Below are 18273 nucleotides of genomic sequence, written 5' to 3'. Positions count from 1 at the left end.
AGATATGTCCTTTCGAAAATATCTGTGTCGCGGAACTGTGAATGTCCTTGCGGAAAGTACCATGATCGCAATTGCTCATAACATCAATAAACTTCACAGAAAAATACAATCCGGTAAAATAGGACAGCATTTATTTGAACTTAAAACAGCATGATTTTTGAACTATCAAAATTCAAAACAACCTTTTCATAGAAGGTCTGGTTCAAGTACGCCCAAAAATCAATATGAATCAGAAATGGAATAAAAAGGACATTTCTGTAGGAAAAAAAGAGCTGCGCACCGCTGAATTTAATCAGCTAGTGCGACAGCCCCTTTTTTTCTTGCTGTGATTTGAGATACATGGTAGAATAACAGAGATGACTATAACGAAAATGGAGTGTGAAATAAAGTTGAAAACATTAATGATGACAATTACAAAAGAGATGGAACAGGCCTTTGAACAGGCAGGCTACGATAAGAAGCTGGCGAAGGTGACATTATCCAACAGACCTGATTTATGTGAGTATCAGTGCAACGGAGCGATGGCAGGTGCGAAGCTGTATAAAAAAGCACCGATTATGATTGCAAACGATGTGGTAGGACAGCTGAAGGAGAACCCGTATTTTGACAGTATTGAAGCGGTGAATCCTGGCTTTATCAATATCAGTCTTGCAGCACAGCCACTGGCAGACTATCTGAATGAGCTGGGGCAGGATTCAAATCTGGGACTGGAAACCGCGGAGAACCCGAAGACCATCATGGTGGATTACGGCGGACCCAACGTGGCGAAGCCCCTTCATGTGGGACATCTCAGATCTGCAATTATCGGGGAAAGTGTAAAGCGTATCGCGAGAAAGATGGGGCACCAGGTGATCGGCGATATCCATCTGGGAGACTGGGGCTATCAGATGGGACTGATCATTACGGAGTTGAAGAAGAGACAGCCGGAGCTGCCTTATTTTGATGAGTCGTTTGCAGGGGAATACCCGGCAGAGGCGCCGTTTACCATCGGGGAGTTGGAGGAGATATATCCCACAGCCAGCGCTTACGCGAAAGAGGATGAAGAATACAGGAAAGAAGCATTGCATGCGACGTATTTGCTGCAAAATGGTCACAAAGGATATACAGCAGTTTGGAAACACATCATGCAGGTTTCGGTCACAGACCTGAAAAAGAACTACGCGAATCTAAACGTTGATTTTGACCTCTGGAAGGGGGAGGCAGATGCCCAGAAATATATTCCGGACATGGTAGAACGCCTGAAGAGGGAAGGCTATGCACATCTTGATGACGGCGCTCTTGTGGTGGACGTCAGAGAAGAGACGGATGCAAAGGAAGTACCGCCCTGTATGATTCTGAAGTCCGACGGAGCGGCACTCTATGACACGACGGATCTTGCGACGCTCGTGGAGCGCGAGGAACAGTATCAGCCGGACGAAGTCATTTACGTGGTGGATAAGCGGCAGGAACTGCATTTTGTGCAGGTGTTCCGCTGCGCGAAGAAAACGGGGATCGTAAAGCCGGAGACTTCATTGAAATTCCTTGGTTTCGGAACCATGAACGGGAAGGACGGAAAGCCCTTTAAGACAAGAGAGGGTGGCGTGATGCGTCTGGAGAATCTGATTCGCGAGATTGACGAGGAGATGCTCAAGAAGATCACGGACAACCGGACAATCTCAGAGGAGGAGGCGGAGGCGACCGCGAAGGTGGTAGGACTCGCTGCAATCAAATACGGGGATCTGTCCAATCAGGCCTCCAAGGACTATGTCTTTGATGTGGATCGCTTTACCTCATTTGAGGGGAATACAGGACCGTATATTCTATACACGATTGTGCGAATCAAATCCATTTTAAATAAATATCAGGAGACTGGGAACAGTATAGAAGGTCTGAGAATGCACGCGGCGGGAAATGACAGTGAAAAAGCGCTGATGTTGGAGGCGGTAAAATACAATGAGGTGATTGCAACTGCATTTGAGGAGATTGCACCGCACAAAATCTGCGCATATATTTACGATCTGGCAAATGCATTCAACAAGTTTTATCATGAGACAAAGATCCTTGCGGAGGAGGATGAAGAGAAGCGTAAGAGTTATGTTGCATTGTTGATCACAACAAAGGATATTCTGGAATCCTGTATTGACATGCTTGGTTTCGGCGCACCAGAGCGCATGTAAAATCTGGATATTTCCAGACAGCTCATCGCTCCTGTTGTGCAAAGCATCAGATGGCGGGTGGTATGCTGGCTTCGGAATGGAGAACAGCAAGGAGAGTATGGCATGCGAAACAGCAGATGGCTAAATGATCACTTTAAGATAATTCTGACCGTACTGACAGCTTTGGTGGTGATTCTGGCAGTGTTGAACTGCTGGTTTGTATCATACGTGGAATCGGCAGATGGTGAAGCGGAAAAAATTGTTCGTGAAACCCGGGAAAACGCAGATGGAATGCAGGTGGAAGAGAGCGAGAGGGTGAGCTCTGATTGTATTCGGACGGAGGCCAGTGCGCAGAAGATTCCGGACAAGGTCAGTCTGGCTGTAAAAAGTATTGATCAGCTCCCAGAGCTTCCGACGGGGTGCGAGGCGGTGTCATTGACGATGCTCCTGCAGTATTATGGGTTTGATGATCTGGAAAAAACGACCATTGTGGATGATTATCTCGAATACAGCGAGGATAATTTTGCAGAAGGATACGTGGGAGACCCATACAGCTACGAGGGTGCAGGCTGCTATGCTCCTGGGATTGCAACCACGGCAAACAATTATCTGACAGAGGAAAAAGCAACGCAGAAGGCATTTGTTATATCCGGTGCTGATCTGGAGAAGCTTTATAACTATATTGCGGACGGAGATCCGGTGCTGGTGTGGTGCACAATGGGACTTGGCGAGGCACTTCCCACAGACAGCATCTGCGAGTACGAAGGCAGAGAATATACCTGGTACGAGGGAGAGCACTGTGTGGTGCTCAGTGGATATGACCGGAAGGCCGATACGGTGTGGGTCAATGATCCCCTGGAGGGGCTGTTGGAATATGATGCGGGAGAATTTACAAAATCCTACAAGGCATTGGGCGAGATGGCGATTGTGATCAAGTAGAAGTTTATGAATCACTGCAGAAAAGAAATGCGGGAAAGGGATTGTGAGTGTCCGCTTTACGCATATAAAAAGAATGGTACGGATAAAATGCCGGAACCATTCTTTTTGGGTTTTATAAAAAATTTTAAATTATGCGGTCGCCAATTTTATCTCCCACGGTACATTGGAAACAGGGGAGAATTGTTTATACTTTTTTTAGTTGCAAGAAAAGTCACATGGAAGTACAATGAGTAGTAATGCAGGAATGGTGTGGAAGGAGAATATTACACATGGAACAAAAGAACAAAAAGGGCAGTTTCTGGAGATTATTCGGCCCTCTGATATTATATTGGGTAGTCGGTTTTGCAGCGGAGGTTGTCGCGGAAGTGGCAATTCTGGGCGGGAAAATTCTCTCGGAGATGGATTACAAATCAATGTTGTCGATGTCAGAGACGGAGATGACCTCTTATCTAAATGAAATGATTGTGAAGATGTACAGTGTGCTGTCGCAGCATATAATGGAAATTACAGCGTTTACGGCACTCGCTTGCATCCCGCTGTCACTGTACTTTATCTTGAAGGACAGAAAAGAAGAAAAACTGACAGGGGCCGTGGCGATGGTGCGGGAACCGCTCTGGAAATATATTGCGGTGGCAGGACTGGGAGTGGTGCTGTGTCTGGGGCTGAATAATATTCTGAACATGGTGGATGCAGTCTTTCTTGACAGCAGCTATGCCTCTACAGGAGCGTCGATGTATCAGTCCAGTCTTCCGATGCAGCTGCTCTGTCTCGGCCTGCTCAGTCCGATATCGGAAGAATTGATTTACAGGGGGCTATTGTACAAAAGATACCGTGAGGTGGGAGGCGTTGGGCGTTCCATGATGTACTCGGCCATTTTGTTCGGATTTGCGCACTCCGGCTCGATCCAGTTCATTTACGCGCTGATTCTGGGTGCATTTCTGGCTTATGTCTATGAGAAGTATGGCTCGCTGCTTGCACCGATTCTTCTTCATGCGGCGGCGAATATCACGGCTGTGATCGGGACAAAAACGGATCTGTTTACGTGGATGATGGCGAATCCGCTTCGAATGGGTGGAATTACAGTGGCCTGTGCATTTGCGGGCTCATGCATATATGTATTTATGCGGGGAATAGAATCTAAGGGACCAAAGATAGAAAAAGAGGTATTGTCAGACAATTAAAAGAAGTGTCCATATAATGGAAACTATCAGACAATTTTAGAAAATTTCTTATTTACAAATGATTTATCTTGTAGTATAGTGGAAAAAGAAATTCGATAGAAAGGATAGTGGATATGGACAAAAGAATAGCGAATGAACCAGGGCTGTACCGTTCCCGGTTCGAACATGATAACTGCGGTATTGGTGCAGTGGTCAATATAAAGGGTGTAAAAAGCCATGAAACGGTAGCGAATGCATTGAAGATCGTAGAAAATCTAGAACATAGAGCCGGCAAGGATGCCGAGGGTAAGACAGGAGACGGAGTAGGAATCTTATTACAGATATCCCACAAGTTTTTCTCTAAAGTCTGTGAACCTCTCGGCATCTTTTTACGTTCTGAGAGAGATTACGGAGTGGGAATGTTTTTCTTCCCCCAGGATGAACTGAAGAGAAATCAGGCGAAAAAGATATTTGAAGTGATTGTGGAAAAAGAGGGACTGAAGTTCCTTGGCTGGAGAGAAGTGCCGGTACATCCGGAGGTGCTCGGGTCGAAGGCGCTGGAGTGTATGCCGTGTATCATGCAGGCATTTATTGAGCGCCCAAATAAAATCGAGAAGGGAATTGACTTTGACCGCAGACTGTATGTGGTACGCCGCATTTTCGAGCAGAGCAGTGACGATACCTATGTGGCATCCCTGTCAAGCCGCACGATCGCATACAAAGGAATGTTTCTGGTAGGACAGCTGCGCCTGTTCTTTGGTGACCTGCAGAGTGAGGACTATGAGTCGGCGATTGCACTGGTGCACTCCCGTTTCAGCACGAACACGAACCCGAGCTGGGAGAGAGCACATCCGAACCGGTTTATCGTCCACAACGGTGAGATCAATACGATCCGTGGAAATGCAGACAAGATGAGAGCCAGAGAGGAGACCATGGAGTCAGAGTGTCTGAAAGGTGAGCTCCATAAGGTGCTTCCGGCAATCAACACATCCGGTTCCGACTCCGCCATGTTGGACAATGCGTTGGAATTTATGGTGATGAGCGGAATGGAGCTGCCGCTGGCAGTCATGATTTCCATACCGGAGCCGTGGGAGAACAACCGCAGCATGTCACAGAACAAGAAGGATTTTTATCAGTACTATGCGACGATGATGGAACCGTGGGACGGACCGGCATCGATCCTGTTCTCAGACGGAGACTGCATGGGTGCAGTGCTGGATAGAAACGGACTGCGTCCATCCCGCTACTACATTACATCGGATGATAATCTGATTCTCTCCTCTGAGGTGGGCGTGCTGGATATCGATCCGACGAAGATTCTGGTGAAAGAACGTCTCCATCCAGGAAAGATGCTGCTTGTCGATACCGTTCAGGGAAAAGTGATTGACGATGAAGAACTGAAAGAATATTATGCGAACAAACAGCCGTACGGCGAGTGGCTGGACAGCAATCTGATTCAGCTCAAGGAACTGAAGATTCCGAATAAAGATGTTCCTACTTATACAAAAGAGGAGTGCATCCAGCTGCAGAAAGCATTCGGATACTCTTACGAAGACGTGAAGACTTCGATTCTGACTATGGCGCAGAATGGTGCGGAGGGAATCGGGGCCATGGGTATTGACGCACCGCTGGCCGTGCTGTCACAGAAGCAGCAGCCGCTGTTTGGATATTTCAAACAGCTCTTTGCACAGGTGACGAATCCGCCGATTGATGCGATGCGTGAAGAGGTCATCACATCCACCACCTACTATGTGGGAAAAGACGGGAATCTTCTGGAAGAAAAAGAAGAAAACTGTAAGATGCTGCAGGTAAATGATCCCATTCTGACGAACACGGATCTGCTGAAGATTAAGAACATGAAGGTGCCGGGATTCAAGGTGGCTGAGATTACCACGACGTATTATAAGAATACCAGTCTGGAAAAGGCCATTGACTACCTCTTTATCGAGGTGGATCGGGCAATTCATGAAGGCTCGAATATCCTGATTTTATCGGACCGCGGTGTGGATGAATATCACGTTGCAATCCCGTCTCTGCTGGCGATTTCCGGACTGCAGCAGCATCTGGTCGGCACAAAGAAGCGGACATCGGTGGCTGTGATTTTAGAGACTGGAGAGCCGAGAGAAGTTCACCATTTTGCTGCACTGCTCGGATATGGCGCCTGTGCAGTGAATCCGTATCTTGCGCATGAGTCCATCAAACAGCTGATCGAGAGCAACATGCTGCACAAGGATTACTATGCGGCGGTGGATTCTTATAACGATGCGGTGCTTCACGGAATCATCAAGATCGCATCCAAGATGGGAATCTCCACGATTCAGTCTTATCAGGGGGCCAAGATTTTTGAGGCAATCGGTTTGAAGGAAGAATTTATCAATAAATATTTTACGGATACGGTCAGCCGTATAGGCGGAATCGGAATCGAGGAAATTGCGAAAGACTACACCGAATTTCATTCACAGGCATTTGATCCGCTTGGACTGCAGGTGGATATGTCTCTGGACAGCGTGGGACGCCACAAGGCAAAAAGCGGCGGGGAGGAGCACCTCTATAATCCGCAGACAATCCATATGCTGCAGCAGGCTACAAGACGCGGAGACTACGATATGTTTAGAAAATATACGGAGATGGTCAACGAAGAGGGCAGAGACATCAATCTGCGCGGTCAGCTGGACTTTAGTTATCCGAAGAAAGGAATCCCGATCGAAGAGGTCGAGAGCGTGGATGCAATTGTCACCAGATTTAAGACAGGTGCCATGTCCTATGGATCCATCTCCAGAGAAGCACATGAGACATTGGCACTGGCAATGAACCAGCTCCATGGAAAGTCGAACAGTGGTGAGGGTGGCGAGGATATCGAACGCCTTGACAGCGACCGGTGCTCCGCAATCAAGCAGGTTGCCTCCGGACGTTTTGGTGTGACCTCCAGATATCTGGTCAGTGCGAAGGAGATTCAGATCAAAATGGCACAGGGCGCAAAACCGGGTGAAGGCGGACATCTGCCGGCGGGAAAGGTATATCCGTGGATTGCCAAGACCCGTCATTCCACGCCGGGTGTGGGGCTGATCTCTCCACCGCCGCATCATGATATTTATTCGATAGAGGATCTGGCGCAGCTGATCTATGACTGCAAGAATGCCAATAAGGATGCGAGAATTTCCGTGAAACTTGTCTCGGAGGCAGGAGTCGGCACGGTAGCGGCAGGAGTTGCCAAAGCAGGTGCAGGTCTGATTCTGATCTCCGGCTATGATGGAGGAACCGGCGCGGCGCCGAGAAGCTCCATTCACAATGCGGGACTTCCGTGGGAGCTTGGTCTTGCGGAGACGCATCAGACTCTGATCCAGAATGGACTGCGGGAATGTGTGCGCATCGAGACGGACGGAAAGCTGATGAGCGGCCGTGATGTGGCAATTGCTGCAATGCTCGGAGCGGAAGAATTTGGATTTGCCACGGCACCACTGGTGTCGATGGGCTGTGTGATGATGAGAGTCTGTAATCTGGATACCTGTCCGGTCGGAATTGCGACACAGAATCCGGAGCTCAGAAAACGGTTCGCGGGCAAACCAGAGTATGTTGTAAACTTCATGCGGTTTATCGCAGAGAACCTGAGAGAATACATGGCAAGACTGGGTGTGAAGACAATAGATGAACTGGTCGGCCGTACCGATCTGCTGAAGGTGAGAGATGTGGCAAACTCAGACAGAGCGGCAACGCTGGATCTGAGCGGCATTCTTTACAACCCGTATCTGAAATCAAAGAAGGGAATGACATTTAACCCGAAGAAAAAATACGACTTTAAGCTGGAGACGACACTGGATGAGAAGGTGCTCTTAAAGCAGCTCATGCCTGCTCTGGAGAAGAAACAGAAACGAAGTCTTGAGATTGATGTCAGCAATGTAAACCGGACCTTCGGAACTATTTTCGGATCCGAGATCACAAAGCGTTATCCGGAGGGGCTGGATGAAGATACTTTTGTGATCAAGTGCAAGGGTGCCGGCGGACAGTCTTATGGCGCATTTATCCCGAAGGGACTGACACTGGAACTTACCGGTGACAGTAATGACTATTTCGGAAAAGGGCTTTCCGGCGGAAAACTGGTGGTATGCCCGCCGCAGGGGATCCAGTTCAGACAGGATGAAAACATCATCGTTGGCAATGTGGCACTCTACGGTGCAACCAGTGGAAGTGCCTATATAAATGGTGTCGCAGGAGAGCGGTTCTGCGTGCGTAACTCCGGAGCGACTGCAGTTGTCGAGGGAGTGGGAGACCACGGCTGTGAATACATGACCGGCGGACGTGTGGCAGTTCTTGGTAAAACCGGAAAGAACTTTGCGGCAGGTATGAGCGGCGGTATCGCTTATGTACTGGATATGGATAGTGAGCTGTATAAAAAGGTCAATAAAGATATGGTAAATATCGAGAAGGTGACGGAGAAGTTTGATGTGATGGAACTGAAGAATATGATTCAGGAGCATGTCGCTTATACGAACTCTGAGCTGGGAAAAGAAATTCTTGATCACTTTAAGGATTATCTTCCGAAGTTTAAGAAAATCATTCCGGAGGATTACGAGAATATGCTTACGGCGATTCTTCAGATGGAAGAAAAGGGTCTGAGCAGTGAACAGGCAAAGATCGAGGCATTCTATGCAATAAAAAACGGTACGCTCCCGGCAGTTTCACACGGGCGTGCAAGATAAGGAGGCGAATAGAAAATGGGAAAACCAACAGGATTTATAGATTATAAAAGACAGGATAAAGCAGCAGAAGAACCAAAGAAAAGAATCAAACATTTTCGTGAGTTTCATACGCCTCTGCCGAAGGAAGAACAAGAGCTCCAGGGGGCGAGATGTATGGCGTGCGGAGTTCCGTTCTGCCAGTCCGGACAGATGATCTCCGGGATGGCGAGCGGGTGCCCGCTCCACAATCTGGTGCCGGAGTGGAATGATCTGATTTATCACGGAAACTGGGAGGAGGCGTATTATCGTCTCATCAAGACGAACAATTTCCCGGAATTTACATCCCGTGTCTGCCCGGCACTCTGTGAGAAGGCATGTACGTGCGGTCTTCACGAGGATCCGGTATCGACGCAGGCAAACGAGTATGGCATTATTGAAAGTGCGTACGACCTGGGATATGCGAAAGCGAGAATCCCAAAGGTGAGAACAGGCAAGAAGGTTGCCGTGATCGGCTCCGGCCCTTCTGGGCTTGCCGCAGCAGACCAGCTGAACAAGCGCGGACATCTGGTGACGGTGTTTGAGCGGGATGATAAGGCGGGGGGACTTCTGCGCTACGGTATTCCGAACATGAAGCTGGAGAAACAGGTCATTGACCGCAAGATCGCAATCATGGAAGAAGAGGGCGTGGTGTTCAAGACCGGCTGTAATGTGGGGAAAGATATCAAGGCTTCTTCTATATTAAAAGAGTTTGACCGGGTGATACTCACATGCGGTGCATCAAACCCGAGGGATATCAGGGCAGAGGGACGCGATGCAAAGGGAATTTACTTCGCAGTGGATTTCCTGAAATCGACAACGAAGGCTCTCTGGGCCAACAATATGGAATTGAAAGACGGCACGTACATTTCCGCAAAAGGAAAGCGCGTGATGGTCATCGGTGGAGGGGATACCGGAAACGACTGCGTGGGAACCTCCATGAGACATGGTGCAAAATCCATGCTCCAACTGGAAATGCTGCCCAAGGCACCGGATGAGAGAGCGGAGGACAATCCATGGCCGGAGTGGCCGAAGGTCTGCAAGACGGATTATGGACAGGAAGAGTCGGCGGCGGTGTTCGGCCAGGATCCACGTGTCTATACGACCACCGTGAAGGAGTTTGTGAAAGACAGCAAGGGGAATGTGTGCAAGGCAGTTCTGGTGAAGCTGGATTCAAAAACTGATGAAAAGACCGGACGAAAGATGATGGCAGAGGTTCCGGGAAGTGAATATACAGTGGAAGTCGATCTTGTGCTGATCGCAGCCGGATTTCTGGGCAGTGAGAGTTATGTCACAAAAGCATTTGGCGTGGAGGTCAATGAGCGGACAAATGTTGCTACAAAAGACGAAGAATACGAGACAAATGTAAAAAATGTGTTTGCGGCAGGCGATATGCACCGGGGTCAGTCACTGGTTGTCTGGGCTATCCGCGAAGGCCGGGAAGTGGCGCGGGAAGTGGATTTGAGCCTAATGGGTTACACCAATTTATCAGTCCAGTAATTATGAAAAAATTATGAAATGTTACAAAAATATTAAATAATTGTTGAATTATGATGATAAATCCTTTATACTGTACAAGACAAGGGATACATTTTTGAAATAAATGTTGAAAAGGCACAGGAAATGGTGTATGCTCAAACTATATATGTGGGGGCGTATAAATAATATAGTATAAGGATGGGTGACCAAATATGAAAAGAAGTATAGTAAGAGGTCTTGTTGCAGTGGTTGTTACAAGCTCTTTAATCGCAACGCCGGTTTTTGCAACAGACGCTACGACGGGCAGCTTGGAGAGTCAGAAGGCAGCAGCTCAGAGTCAAGTGAGTGATTTGCAGACACAGTTGAACACAATTATTGGTAACTTGAATGATTTAGAGATTCAGGGGCAACAGAAGGCAGATCAGATTGCACAGGCGCAGACAGAATTAGAGCAGACCCAGCAAAAAGAAGCGGAACAATATGAGAGTATGAAGCTTCGAATCAAATACATGTACGAGGATGGCAATACAACGGCCATCGAGAATATTATTTCATCCGGTTCCTTCACAGAGATGCTGGAGCAGGTTGAATATGCAAATTCAATCAGTACATATGACCGTAACGCTTTGAACGAGTATCACGAGACAGTTCAGCAGGTCAGCGATATGAAGTCAACATTGGAAGATGAGCAGGCACAGCTTGAGGAGATGGAGACAGAATATCAGGCACAATCAGAAGAACTGAATACGATGATCACAGAAAAAAGTGCAGAGGTTTCAAATCTTGACGGCATGATTCAGGCGGCAGCGGCTAAGGCGGCGGCAGAGGCAGCAGCGAAAGCGGCAGCAGCGCAGGCAGCGGCAGCAACACAGGTTGCAAGTGCACAGACAACAACGGCACAGACCGGGGCTGGACAGGCAGCAGCAACGCAGCCGACAGCAGATACTCCGGCGGCAGCAACACCGGCAGGTGAGACTCCGGCACCAGAAGCACCGACACCGGAAGCACCGGTAGCGGAAACTCCGGTCGATGACGGCGGTTCATATAATCCAACTCCAGAGCCTAGTTATGATGGGGCAACCGGAAATGCGATTGTAGACCGTGCATATGGTTGGGTTAACAATGCAGAGTACGTATGGGGGGCATGCTCTCCTGGAGCGTTCGACTGTTCTGGATTTGTAAGCTACTGTCTGACAGGTGCATATTCCCGTCTTGGTACGACGTATACGTTCCTTGGATGGCAGCAGGTAAGTGATCCGCAGCCTGGAGATGTTGCGGTAAATGCAAACCACTGTGGTATCTATATCGGTGGAGGTCAGATGATTCATGCGGCTACAGAGGGAGTCGGAGTTATCGTAGGACCGGTACAGGGCGGAATGATCTTCGTGCGCTATTAAGAAAATAAAATAAATTCTACAAAAGATAAAAGCATCCGGATGGTCAGTCGATCATCCGGATGCTTTTTTATGTAATACGAGGAAAGTTCTCTGAACTTTCCTCGTATTACATAAAAAACCTCCGGGGGATGCGCGAAACTCTTTGTTCTGGAAATGTTCTGGGGCGTTGAAAGGCGATTTGCAGAGTGTTATAATGAAAGAACAGTAATGGGTCAGTGAGAGAAGAAGCATGCCGGCGGCAACGGGCGGGAGATGTGAGGAGTGGAAAGATTATGAAAATTGCATCGTTACAGTTGAAGGTATACAGGGAAAAAGAAAAGAACCTGGAGCAATTGGCCGAGTGGATGAAGTGTGAAAAATTGCAGGACGTGGATATGGTGACACTTCCGGAGATGTTTACCTGTCCCTATCAGACGGAATTGTTTCCGCTATATGCCGAGAAGGAGGGCGGACCATCCTGTCGCTTTTTTTCAGATCTGGCGAAGAAGTATGGGATTTATCTGTCAGCCGGAACCATACCGGAGGTGGATGAAAACGGCAGAATTTACAACACCGCATATGTATATGACCGAACCGGAAATCAGATTGCAAAACATCGGAAAATGCATTTGTTTGACATTGACATTCAAGATGGTCAGACATTTCGAGAGTCGGATACCTTGTCGGCGGGAGATGAGGTCACGGTGTTCGACACAGAGTTCTGCAGGATGGGAATCTGTATCTGCTATGACCTGCGTTTCCCGGAACTGGCCGGGCTGATGGCACAGGAGGGTGCGAAGGTGCTGCTTGTACCGGCGGCGTTCAATATGACAACAGGTCCGGCGCACTGGGAACTGCTGTTTCGACAGCGGGCGGTGGACAATCAGTTCTATACCATCGGCACGGCGCCGGCGAGAGACATGGGGGCAGAGTATCATTCCTGGGGACATACGATCGCGGTGGATCCGTGGGGGACGGTCGTACATGTCTGCGGGGAGGCAGAACAGATACAGATCACAGAAATCAATCTGGAACTGGTAGATAAGATCCGGCGGGAACTGCCGCTGCTTCGCCATCGGCGCGGGGATGTCTATGAGGTGAGAAAGCGGTAAAGCATGGGGGACAAGGCAGAACGGCAGTTGTAAAAGGGGAGATAAAAGGCATAGATAAAATGTACAAATAAAAAGCGCAGAACAAAAAGAAAGGGTGAACGGTATGAGGAATCATGAAGTGACTACGGTACAGGAGCTGCTGGATGAAAACGGGGAACTGCGGGAGCCGGGATGGTCCAGAAGGATGGTACAGCAATATCACAGAAGCCAGGTGAAGGCGCCGGGATTCCGTATCAAGGAGTGGGACTATTATCTTGTACTGAACCAGGAGTTTGCAGCTGCATTTACCATATCGGATGATGGATACATTGGATTGCAGTCGGTTTCTATCCTCAATTTTAAGGAGGGATGGGAGCACACAAACACCGTATTGAATCCATTTCCAATGGGCAGAATGAAGCTGCCGGAATCCTCTGTAAAGGGGCATGCGGCCTATAAGGACAAAAATCTGCAGATATATTTTCTAGTAAAAAAGGGAAACCGAAGGCTGGTGTGCAAATGGAAAAACTTCTATCAGGGCAAGACTTTTCAGTGTGATATCACCTTGGAACAGCCGGAGATGGACACCATGGTGATCGCTACACCATGGAAGAAAAAACATGCATTTTACTACAACCAGAAGATCAACTGCATGCCAGCATCCGGAACCATGACATTTGACGGGAAAACGTATACATTTTCACCGCAGACGGATTATGGAACACTGGACTGGGGCAGAGGTGTGTGGACGTATGACAACATGTGGTATTGGGGATCTGCAAATGCCACGGTCAATGGGAAACCGTTTGGATTCAATATTGGATACGGATTTGGCGATACATCGGCCGCAACAGAAAATATACTTTTTTATGATGGCGTCGGCCACAAGCTGGACGATGTGACGTTTCATATTCCGGAGGACGATTATCTGGCACCATGGACATTTACTTCCAGTGACGGGCGGTTCGAGATGGACTTCAAGCCGGTGCTTGACCGGGCGGCAAAGACATCAGCGGTGCTTATCGTGACGGATCAGCATCAGGTATTTGGACACTTGAGCGGAAGAGCGGTCCTAGATGACGGGACGGTTCTGGAACTGAAGGATGTGATGTGCTTCGCAGAGCAGGTACACAACCGATATTAGCGTAAGCATTTCTGTACATGAATATCCGATTAGGAAAAGCCAGTGAAATGGGTCAGTAAAATGACTGAAAATCCTTGCAATGCCTGCAATCCTATGCTATACTAACAAGGTCGCAAAAAAACACGTATGTGGTTATCTTCGATGGTGCCGAAACGATCAAGCTCCGGTTTCGAAGTATATACAAGCATACGGAAGTCAAAAACCAAGAGGAGGAAATAAGCATGAGCGTTATTTCAATGAAACAATTATTAGAAGCAGGTGTTCATTTTGGACATCAGACAAGAAGATGGAACCCTAAGATGGCTCCTTACATCTACACAGAGAGAAACGGTATCTACATCATTGACTTACAGAAATCAGTAGGAATGGTTGACGATGCTTACAATGCAATCTCTGACATCGCTGCAAACGGTGGAAACATCCTTTTTGTAGGAACAAAGAAACAGGCTCAGGATGCAATTAAAGCAGAAGCAGAGCGCTGTGGAATGTTCTATGTAAACGAGAGATGGTTAGGTGGAATGCTCACAAACTTCAAGACAATTCAGAGCAGAATCAAACGTCTGAAAGACATCGAGAGAATGTCAGAAGACGGAACATTTGATGTACTTCCTAAGAAAGAAGTTATCGAGCTGAAAAAAGAATGGACTAAGTTAGAGAAAAACTTAGGTGGAATCAAAGAGATGAAGAAAGCTCCAGATGCAATCTTCGTTGTAGATCCTAAGAAAGAAAGAATCTGTATTCAGGAAGCACACACACTTGGTATTCCGTTGATCGGTATTGCAGATACAAACTGTGATCCGGAAGAATTAGATTTTGTAATTCCAGGTAATGATGATGCAATCAGAGCTGTAAAATTAATCGTGTCCAAGATGGCAGACGCTGTAATCGAAGCAAACCAGGGAATGGGCGGAGAAGAAGCTTACGCAGAAGAGGCAGAAGCAGCAACAGAAGAATAATATAAAACATACATGGGACAGGAAAAGTTCCATTGGGGACAGGCCGAAGTGCAATTGGGGACGTAGCATAATTGCAACTTTGCTACGTCCCCAATTGAGGTTTAACCTGTCCCCAATTATAGGAGGATAATACAATGGCAGTTACAGCTAAAATGGTAAAAGAATTAAGAGAATTATCAGGTGCCGGAATGATGGATTGTAAGAAAGCTCTTACAGAGACAGACGGCGATATGGATAAAGCTATCGAATTTCTTAGAGAAAACGGTATCATGAAAGCAGCAAAGAAAGCTGACAGAATTGCAGCAGAGGGTCTTTGCAAAGTATTAGTTTCTGACGACGAGAAGAAAGCTGTTGTAGTGGAAGTAAACGCAGAGACAGATTTCGTTGCCAAGAATGAGAAATTCCAGACTTACGTTGCACAGGTTGCAGAGCAGGCTATGGATACAACAGCAGCTGACATCGAGGCATTCCTTGCAGAGGGATGGAAGTTCGAGGAAGGCAAGTCTGTACAAGAAGCTCTTGCAGGACAGATCGCTGTTATCGGTGAGAACATGAACATCAGAAGATTTGAGCAGGTTTCAGAGGAGAACGGTTTCGTTGCTTCTTACACACATATGGGTGGAAAAATCGGCGTTCTTGTAGATGTTGAGACAGATGTTGTCAACGACGAGATCAAAGAGATGGCTAAAAACGTTGCTATGCAGGTTGCAGCTATCAAACCTGAATACACAAGCAGAGCAGAAGTTGATCCGGAATACATCGAGAAAGAGAGAGAAATCCTTACAGCAGCAGCAAAACTCGAGAAACCGGATGCAAATGACAAGATCATCAGCGGTATGGTTATGGGCCGTGTAAATAAAGAATTAAAAGAAATCTGTCTGTTAGATCAGGTTTATGTAAAAGCGGAAGACGGAAAACAGTCCGTTGGAAAGTATGTTGAAGAAGTAGCGAAAGCTACAGGTGCTAAGCTTTCAATCAAAGCTTTCGTTCGTTTTGAGACAGGCGAAGGTATCGAGAAGAAAGAAGAAGATTTTGCAGCAGAAGTTGCAGCTCAGATGGGTAAATAAGCAAAGTTTTCAATACAATTTAAATATCAAATATTAAAGGCTTCAGAAGCCTTATAAACACAGTATTCTCTAGTGATTATAAGGTTTTTGGGGTCTTTTTCTTTTCCTCAGTATTTTAACAGCAACACCGCAAATGCGGCTGCCAAAAGCACCAATATCCAAATGACGCTGACGAGAAGCGCGGGAACAACAATAAAAGACGGGCTGCTTACCACTTCCCGAATTTAAAAAGTTGGTAAAAAGGAAACTGGAAAATGCGTCTGCAAGCCCAAATCTTGCATATTCCCGGACACATCCGGCAATTGGATAAAGAACAGCCATACAGTTAAACGCGGCCAGATATGAAATCACTTTCGCTGCAAAAATACTTTTTCTGGCGTGCCCCGCAGATACCTCCTGCGTGATGGTACGGCTTGAAAATTCCTGCCCCAGAATCAGTGCAAGAATACTGGCAACAAAAATCAGCAAAAAAGGTGGAATCATAAACCATGCCGTTAAATATGTCAGAAAGAGAAGCAGCACCGCCAGGGCGAATGTGGAGCGGCTGATAGGAACAGGCTATCGAGAAAGAGCAGGAAAAGAACTGACATAGTTCTCCATTTATATCATCTCTTAGGAATTAGTGTTGGACACATCTCTAAAATTAACAATTAATGCAACAACAATTCCAATTGTGGTATCAATGATACGATTTCCAGCGAAGCTTACAGGGTTTATATCTCCGGCATGTGTAACCGTAACGCAGAGAAATACCACACACATCAGAAAAGTGCCTTTTTCTTGATGGAGCCACAGCGAAATTTGAATGATAGGAATAAGCAAAACGGATAGTACCGCATAGCGTATCAAGATAACTGAGAAGTGATACACATATTGCTCAAATATCAGAAACAGCAGTCCACAAAAGCCACCAAGGATTGTCGCAATTTCTCTGTTCTTGGCAGTTTGTAAGCTCTCATGCTTGTTACGCTGCATACAGAGGATTGCTGCAATCGCAGCGTAAAACGGAACACCAGCACCTCGTACTGTGTCAATAAAAAAGCATACATAAACGGCAATAACTGTTTTCCAAATCCGTCTACCTATTTTGATAGGATGCTTTTTCATATTTTCTCATAAGTCCCCTTTAATGATGCTTGTGCTAAAATGTGTCCGTCCATTGCGCGGAATAATTCATTCAGGAAAAATCCAGTCTGCAATTCCAGTAAATGATCCAAAGCATAAACGTGAAGCTCGTAGATATGTGCCTGATCAGGCGGAGCCATCCCACCGTAAAAGCAGGAAAGTTCTTTACTCTGATTGTTGCCCTGAATACTTGTCCAGCTATTGCAGCCCTGTATGAAATCATGGGCGGTCTGGCTTTCGTTTTCAGCCAACTCTGTCCTGGTAATATTAGCTGCCAGCCAGTGTATCCAGGTAAAGCCTCCGGTCACAGGATAAGCATCTTTGTCCTCTAATACTAGGGCAAAAGAAACGGTACCAGTTGGCACATCTGTAATAGTGACAGGCAGAGAATAGGTAGAAACCCCATTTTCATTAAAGTCTTTTCCTCTGCCGCCAAAGCAATCCTCGATCTTTCCATTTGTGATGCCATTACTTGAAATCAACATAAATAAAATACCTCCATATGGTTAAGACAATGTTGTATGTTTTCAACATCATAATAACCGCATGACGGTAAAACGTAAATTACCCACTTTTTTGTTGGTATCATTCCGGAACAACACCTCTATGGAATTTGACGGCAGGATAAAGCCTTAGAAACTTGGTTGCCCATTGTTCTTTTCATTGAGTTAGGAAATGAATTGCGTTATGATATTGTACGAGGAAGTGATGAATATGAAATTGAGAGAAGAATTTACCTGTCCGTTGGAACTTGTTCACGATATGATCAAGGGCAAATGGAAACCCATTATTCTATGGAGACTTCGGCTAGGGCCAACTTCATTAGCAAAATTAGAAAAAGACATTGATGGTATAACACAGAAAATGTTACTGGAACATTTAAATGAGTTAATAGAATACAGATTTGTAGCAAAGAAATCTTTTGAAGGTTATCCGCTTCATGTGGAATATTCTTTGACGGATGGACCGGGGTATGAATTGCTGGCAGCATTGAAAATAATGCAGCATATCGGAATAGAATACCTCAAAGCACAGGGCAAGGAAAGCTTATTAGATGAAAAGGGGGTTGTGCCAGAATAATACCAACAA

General features: G+C 46.7%; 14 protein-coding genes. 12 read left to right on the top strand and 2 right to left on the bottom strand.

The annotated features are described in order from the left end of the window. Nucleotides 1-401: 401 nt before the first annotated feature. From argS to BUB85_RS21175, 11 genes are all read left to right on the top strand, one after another. A complete protein-coding gene (gene argS / locus BUB85_RS10705; RefSeq protein ID WP_408607082.1) occupies nt 402-2156 on the top strand; it encodes an arginine--tRNA ligase in 1755 nt (584 codons plus the stop codon). Between the two features lie 102 nt (nt 2157-2258). Continuing rightward, entirely contained in the window at nt 2259-3074 is an 816-nt protein-coding gene (locus tag BUB85_RS10700) for a C39 family peptidase (protein ID WP_073109927.1), read from the top strand. A 269-nt stretch (nt 3075-3343) separates the two neighbouring features. Then, nucleotides 3344-4255: a CPBP family intramembrane glutamic endopeptidase gene (locus tag BUB85_RS10690; protein ID WP_073109920.1), complete on the top strand. Its 912-nt coding sequence runs from the start codon at nt 3344-3346 to the stop codon at nt 4253-4255. 113 nt (nt 4256-4368) lie between these two features. Next, a complete protein-coding gene (gene gltB / locus BUB85_RS10685; RefSeq protein WP_073109915.1) occupies nt 4369-8931 on the top strand; it encodes a glutamate synthase large subunit in 4563 nt (1520 codons plus the stop codon). 15 nt (nt 8932-8946) lie between these two features. Continuing rightward, nucleotides 8947-10446 (top strand): glutamate synthase subunit beta, encoded by a 1500-nt coding sequence (locus BUB85_RS10680; RefSeq protein WP_073109908.1) that lies wholly within the window; start codon nt 8947-8949, stop codon nt 10444-10446. 191 nt (nt 10447-10637) lie between these two features. Next, entirely contained in the window at nt 10638-11822 is a 1185-nt protein-coding gene (locus BUB85_RS10675) for a coiled-coil domain-containing protein (protein ID WP_073109902.1), read from the top strand. Between the two features lie 272 nt (nt 11823-12094). Beyond that, complete coding sequence (locus BUB85_RS10670; protein WP_073109895.1) at nt 12095-12913, top strand: carbon-nitrogen hydrolase family protein; 819 nt, start codon at nt 12095-12097, stop codon at nt 12911-12913. Between the two features lie 103 nt (nt 12914-13016). Then, nucleotides 13017-14036: a DUF2804 domain-containing protein gene (locus BUB85_RS10665; RefSeq protein WP_073109888.1), complete on the top strand. Its 1020-nt coding sequence runs from the start codon at nt 13017-13019 to the stop codon at nt 14034-14036. A 221-nt stretch (nt 14037-14257) separates the two neighbouring features. Continuing rightward, nucleotides 14258-14992 carry a 30S ribosomal protein S2 gene (gene rpsB / locus BUB85_RS10660; protein ID WP_073109881.1) on the top strand — a complete coding sequence of 245 codons (735 nt, stop codon included), beginning with the start codon at nt 14258-14260 and terminating at the stop codon, nt 14990-14992. Nucleotides 14993-15126: 134 nt separating this feature from the next. Continuing rightward, nucleotides 15127-16059: a translation elongation factor Ts gene (gene tsf, locus BUB85_RS10655; protein WP_073109876.1), complete on the top strand. Its 933-nt coding sequence runs from the start codon at nt 15127-15129 to the stop codon at nt 16057-16059. Between the two features lie 403 nt (nt 16060-16462). After that, nucleotides 16463-16651, top strand: coding sequence for a hypothetical protein (locus BUB85_RS21175; protein ID WP_143160700.1), 189 nt, complete (start codon nt 16463-16465; stop codon nt 16649-16651). Nucleotides 16652-16671: 20 nt separating this feature from the next. Here the strand turns inward: BUB85_RS21175 and BUB85_RS10645 are convergent, their stop codons facing one another. Beyond that, entirely contained in the window at nt 16672-17166 is a 495-nt protein-coding gene (locus BUB85_RS10645) for an FUSC family protein (protein WP_073109870.1), read from the bottom strand. Then, on the bottom strand, nt 17163-17669 hold the full coding sequence (locus BUB85_RS10640; RefSeq protein WP_073109864.1) for a YbhB/YbcL family Raf kinase inhibitor-like protein: 507 nt from the start codon (nt 17667-17669) through the stop codon (nt 17163-17165). The genes BUB85_RS10645 and BUB85_RS10640 overlap by 4 nt, the downstream gene beginning before the upstream one ends. A 229-nt stretch (nt 17670-17898) precedes the next feature. Here BUB85_RS10640 and BUB85_RS10635 point away from each other — a divergent pair, with 229 nt between their 5' ends. Continuing rightward, nucleotides 17899-18264: a winged helix-turn-helix transcriptional regulator gene (locus BUB85_RS10635; protein WP_073109951.1), complete on the top strand. Its 366-nt coding sequence runs from the start codon at nt 17899-17901 to the stop codon at nt 18262-18264. Nucleotides 18265-18273: the final 9 nt, after the last annotated feature.

Source organism: Hespellia stercorisuis DSM 15480, assembly GCF_900142165.1.
Taxonomy (GTDB): Bacteria; Bacillota; Clostridia; order Lachnospirales; family Lachnospiraceae; genus Hespellia; species Hespellia stercorisuis.
This window is presented reverse-complemented; position numbering and strand designations above follow the sequence as displayed.

Coding starts and splice junctions, on each gene's coding strand:
- rpsB (WP_073109881.1), top strand. CDS start 14,258: ATGAGCGTTATTTCAATGAAACAATTATTAGAAGCAGGTGTTCATTTT.
- BUB85_RS10665 (WP_073109888.1), top strand. CDS start 13,017: ATGAGGAATCATGAAGTGACTACGGTACAGGAGCTGCTGGATGAAAAC.
- gltB (WP_073109915.1), top strand. CDS start 4,369: ATGGACAAAAGAATAGCGAATGAACCAGGGCTGTACCGTTCCCGGTTC.
- tsf (WP_073109876.1), top strand. CDS start 15,127: ATGGCAGTTACAGCTAAAATGGTAAAAGAATTAAGAGAATTATCAGGT.
- BUB85_RS10675 (WP_073109902.1), top strand. CDS start 10,638: ATGAAAAGAAGTATAGTAAGAGGTCTTGTTGCAGTGGTTGTTACAAGC.
- BUB85_RS10680 (WP_073109908.1), top strand. CDS start 8,947: ATGGGAAAACCAACAGGATTTATAGATTATAAAAGACAGGATAAAGCA.
- argS (WP_408607082.1), top strand. CDS start 402: ATGATGACAATTACAAAAGAGATGGAACAGGCCTTTGAACAGGCAGGC.
- BUB85_RS10670 (WP_073109895.1), top strand. CDS start 12,095: ATGAAAATTGCATCGTTACAGTTGAAGGTATACAGGGAAAAAGAAAAG.
- BUB85_RS10640 (WP_073109864.1), bottom strand. CDS start 17,669: ATGTTGATTTCAAGTAATGGCATCACAAATGGAAAGATCGAGGATTGC.
- BUB85_RS21175 (WP_143160700.1), top strand. CDS start 16,463: ATGGTACGGCTTGAAAATTCCTGCCCCAGAATCAGTGCAAGAATACTG.
- BUB85_RS10635 (WP_073109951.1), top strand. CDS start 17,899: ATGAAATTGAGAGAAGAATTTACCTGTCCGTTGGAACTTGTTCACGAT.
- BUB85_RS10645 (WP_073109870.1), bottom strand. CDS start 17,166: ATGAAAAAGCATCCTATCAAAATAGGTAGACGGATTTGGAAAACAGTT.
- BUB85_RS10690 (WP_073109920.1), top strand. CDS start 3,344: ATGGAACAAAAGAACAAAAAGGGCAGTTTCTGGAGATTATTCGGCCCT.
- BUB85_RS10700 (WP_073109927.1), top strand. CDS start 2,259: ATGCGAAACAGCAGATGGCTAAATGATCACTTTAAGATAATTCTGACC.